Origin of the sequence: Poseidonibacter sp. (assembly GCF_041821165.1) — a bacterium.
GTDB lineage: Bacteria > Campylobacterota > Campylobacteria > Campylobacterales > Arcobacteraceae > Poseidonibacter.
The window spans coordinates 1-4,895 of the sequence record NZ_JBGUES010000173.1; the positions used below are offsets into that span (position 1 = coordinate 1).

At 28.5% G+C, this 4,895-nt stretch carries 4 protein-coding genes; all 4 read right to left on the reverse strand.

The window, feature by feature from the left end:
• Positions 1–1,207, reverse strand: a 1,207-nt coding sequence (locus ACERKK_RS11190) for a SulP family inorganic anion transporter (RefSeq protein ID WP_373773160.1), incomplete at its 3' end; no start/stop codon positions are given.
• 13 nt (positions 1,208–1,220) lie between these two features.
• Positions 1,221–2,651, reverse strand: coding sequence for a ribosome biogenesis GTPase Der (gene der, locus ACERKK_RS11195; protein ID WP_373773161.1), 1,431 nt, complete (start codon positions 2,649–2,651; stop codon positions 1,221–1,223).
• Positions 2,652–2,741: 90 nt separating this feature from the next.
• Positions 2,742–3,284: a ribosome hibernation-promoting factor, HPF/YfiA family gene (hpf, locus tag ACERKK_RS11200; RefSeq protein WP_373773162.1), complete on the reverse strand. Its 543-nt coding sequence runs from the start codon at positions 3,282–3,284 to the stop codon at positions 2,742–2,744.
• Between the two features lie 43 nt (positions 3,285–3,327).
• Positions 3,328–4,895 (reverse strand): DNA translocase FtsK (locus ACERKK_RS11205; protein WP_373773163.1); only part of this gene is annotated, 1,568 nt, incomplete at its 5' end.

Here is a 4,895-nt window from a genome sequence, read left to right on the forward strand (position 1 = left end):
TTCTTTGAATTTTAATTCTAGTTTTTCTTGAAACCTGATAAACTGCAAGAATTGAAGCAATTGTAATACCAACTCCAACAGCCATAATTAAATCTACAAAAACAGTTAATAAAAAAACTGTAACCATAATAAGTAAATCTTGTCTTGAAACTTTTGTAATTACTTTTAGAAACTTGTAATCTAAAATATCAAAACCAACTTTTATTAAAATACCAGATAAAACAGCAAGTGGTATTTGTTCAGCAAATGGAGCTAAAAAAAGAACAATTAATAAAAGAGAAATAGAGTGAACAATTCCTGATATTTTTGATGTACCACCACTATTTATATTTATTACTGTTCGCATTGTAGCCCCAGCACCTGGAATTGCTCCAAAAAATGAACATACAGTATTACCAATTCCTTGACCTATTAACTCTTTTTTAGGATTATGCTTTGTTTTAGTCATATTATCAGCAACCAATGATGTTAATAAAGAATCGATTGAACCTAGTAATGCCAATGTTAATGCTAAAGTAATAATATCTTTTAAATTTAATAAATCAAAAGAAAAAGGCAATATAAAATCTGGGAAGCCCATTGGAATATTTCCAATTGTATCAACACTATAAGACATATAAATACTAAAGCAAGTCACAAAAACCAAAGCAATTAATGCAGAGGGAACAACTTTACTTATATTTTTTGGTGTGAAAAACATTATAAGTAATGTAATTGTAGCAATTATCAGTGATTCATAATTTGCAAGTTTGATAGTTTCAAAAAGATTTGTAATAGTTAAAATAATAGAACTATTAGAAGCAACACCTAAAAACGGGTTTATTTGTAAAATAAGAATAATTACACCAACACCACTCATAAAACCAGAAATTACAGGATATGGAATATATCTAATCCATTTACCAATACCAACTATTCCAAATGAAATTTGAATAAGACCTGATAAAAAGATTACACTCATAACAGAAGAAAGATCATTAGGAAAAGTCGCAACAGCAGTAGCCGTAATTACAGTCATAGGACCAGTTGGTCCAGATATTTGAGTAGAAGTTCCTCCAAATAATGCAGCAAAAAAACCTAGTATAATCGCACCATATAAACCAGCAATTGCACCTGCGCCACTTGCAACACCAAAAGCTAATGCTAATGGTAGTGCGACAATTGATGCAGTTATACCTGCGAAAACATTGCTTTTTAAATTATTCAAAAAAACTCCTGAATTAATCTTCTTTTAAATATTCCTCATCACCCATTTTATCATTTTTTCCACGAGCTATAATATGAATTGGACAACCTTCAAAATTAAAGTTACTTCTTAAGAAATTAATTAAATACCTTTTATAAGAGAAGTGTAACATTGTTGGTCTATTCATAATTAATGCTATTTTTGGTGGTTTCGTAGCAAACTGAGTTGAATAGTAAATTCTTAAATAACAACCATTTGGACTTGGAAGTGCATGTCTAATAACAGCATTTTCAATTACTCTATTAAGTGCAGATGTTGGAATTCTTTGTGTATAATTTGAATGAATTTCAATAATCTTATCTTTTAATCTATCAATTGATCTTCCAGTTTTAGCAGAAACTGCAATAATAGGAGCATAATAAAGGAATTTAAATCTTCCTCTAATTTGTTCTTCCATTTTTTTGAAAGTTTCCATATTTTCATCCCACTTATTAAGAACAATGATTGTACCTAAACCATATTCATCAACAAGTCCTGAAATTTTTTCATCTAAATCTGTTAATCCCGTAGAAGCATCTAAAACAAGTAGAGCAACATTTGCTTTATCAAGCATTTCTCTTGTTCTCATTAATGCATATTTTTCAATACCATCAATACTTCCTCTTCTTCTTAAACCAGCTGTATCAACAAATGTTACATTTTTTTCAGCATATACAAATGTTTCATCAACTGGATCAATAGTAGTACCTGCAATTGGAGAAACAACTGATCTTTCTTGACCTGTAATAGCATTTAATATTGATGATTTACCAACATTAACTCTACCAATAATTCCTACTCTAATATCTTTATTTGATTCTTCTTCAAGTTGTCTTTTTAATTCTAATGCTTCTTCATCAGTTAATTCTTCTGGTTCTTGAACACTAGCTTCTAGAACTTCTTCACCTGCATTTTCATTATCTGGTAAATGTTTATAAATCCATTCAAATAAATTTTTTGTACCTCTATTATGAGATACTGACATTCCAAATAAATTTTCATCAGAAATTCCAAACTCAAAGAATTCCCAAAGTCTTTCTAATTCTTTATCATTATCAATTTTATTAACAATTAATGCTAATTCTTTTCCTAATCTTTGAAGCTCATAAAATAATTCTTTATCTTTGTCATCAGGTATATTTTTTCCATCAACCATAAAAAGTATTATATCAGCCTCTTTAGCTGTTTCAATTGCTTTTCTTTTTACATTTGAAAATATTGCATCATTTGTTTCATCAATTCCACCAGTATCAAGCATTAATGCTTTTTTATCCAGAATTTCAACTTCATGTTTTCTAATATCTCTTGTTGTACCTGCTAGATCTGAAACAATTGCAATTCTTTTTTGTGCAATTCTATTAAATAGCGACGATTTTCCAACATTTGGTTGACCAATTAGCGCAATTTTCTTTAATGTGTTATTCATATTTTTTTAAATCCTATTTTTGTGTATTATTAAACGAAAAAAGGCACCAGCCATTCATAACTGGTACCTTCATTCTAGTAAGAATTTAGATTAGTATAATCCAAATTTACTTTCAATACTGCTTTTGTAAAGTACTCTCATATTATCATCTTTATCAAAGAATACTTTGAATTGTGCATCAGAATTTTTAAGTTCAATTAATGCTTCTTCAATATCCATTGGTTTATATGATGATAATCTAACAGGAGTAATTTCCTCTTCAAAGTTTTCTAACTCAAGTGCAATCTTATCTTCAATAATAGAAGAATCAACTTCAGTTAATTTAGTAGCTTTATGACCAGAAATTTTATCATGGTGTCTTCTTAAAACTTTTGAAACTCTATCAACAGCAATATCAATTGCAGCGTATAAATCTTTATCTTTTTGTTTAACTACAACTGTATCTAAATGAGCGATATTTAAAGTAAATTCAAAAGAAAATGCTTTTTTACCATGTTTTTCATCTTGTGAAATAATCGAGTTTACAGAAATAATATCTAAGTTATATTTTTTAAATACCTCTATAGATGTGTTAATATATTCTTTAATTGGTTCAGTTAATTCTATGTGTCTTCCTACAATACTTGTATTCATAACATACTCCTTGTTTATAATAATTTAGATTAGTTTATCATAATTAAACTAAAATTTCTCTATTTCCTTTAGTATTAGCCTTAGAAAGTACGCCTGTTTTCTCTAATTGTTCAATAATAGTAGCTGCTCTGTTATAACCTATTCTAAGTTTTCTCTGAATATATGAAATTGAAGTCTTTTTATCATTTAAAACTACATCTTTTGCATCATTATATAATTCATCTAAATCTGATAAATCATCATCAGAATCACTAGGTGAAATAGAACTACTATTTCTATCTTTTATAAATCTCATATCATAGTCAACATCTCGCTGACTTTTTAAGAAATCAACAACTTTTTCTATTTCGTTTTCACTTGACCATGGAGCATGTATTCTAACAAGTCCAGACATTCCAGGAGGTGTAAATAACATATCTCCACGCCCAAGAAGTGATTCAGCACCCATAGAATCTAAAATAATTTTTGAATCTACTTTTTGCCCTACTTTATAAGATAATCTACTTGGTAAATTTGCTTTAATAAGTCCTGTTACAACATCAACAGATGGTCTTTGAGTTGCAACTATTAAGTGAATACCTGATGCTCTAGCCATTTGTGCAAGTCGCGCAATTGAATATTCAACATCTTTACCACTTGTCATCATTAAATCAGCCAACTCATCAATTACAATTACAATATAAGGGAAGTTTTCTAGTCCCTCTTTTTTTGCTTTTTCATTATAGTTTTCAATATTTTTTGTTTTAGTTTGAGACATTAATGTATAACGTCTTTCCATTTCACCAACCATATTAGCTAGTGCATTAATTGCATCACCTGCTTTTGTAATTACTGGTGTTAATAAATGTGGAATATCATTATACATTGAAAATTCTAGCATTTTTGGATCAATCATAACAAGCTTTAAATTATCTGGTGAGTTTTTATATAACAGTGATAAAATCATTGAATTAATACCAACCGATTTACCTGAACCCGTTGTTCCTGCAATTAATAAATGAGGAAGTTTTTTAAGGTCTGTAATAAATGGCTTTCCAACAATGTCTTTTCCTAAAATCATTGTTAATGGTGATTTAGAATTTTGGAAAATATCACTTTCTAACATCTCTTTTAAATAAATAGTTTCAACATCTTCATTTGGAACTTCAATTCCTACTACATCTTTTCCTGGAATTGGTGCTTGAATTCTGATTGTTTGAGCTTTTAATGCCATTGCCAAATCATCTTGTAAATTTAAAATTTTAGATACTTTAACATTTGGTGCTGGCTTAAATTCAAAAGTTGTTACAACAGGACCTGTATAAGTTCTTACAACATCACCTTCTATTCTAAACATTGAAAGTTTATCTAATAAGTAACCAATCTTTTGATCAATTACTGCTTCAGAAATCTTTGATTTTTGATTTTTTGGAGAACTTTGAAAAAATGTTGTTGGAGGTAATTTGAAATCTTTTGGTTTTTCAGTTGTTCCTAATTCAATTTGGTCAAGTAATTTTTTATTTTCTTCAAGTTCTTCTACAATTACATTTTGTGATTCACTTTTAATATCAAGTGGTTCTTCTGAAATTATTATTTCTTCTACATTTTGCGAAATTTCATTTTCAATTTTCT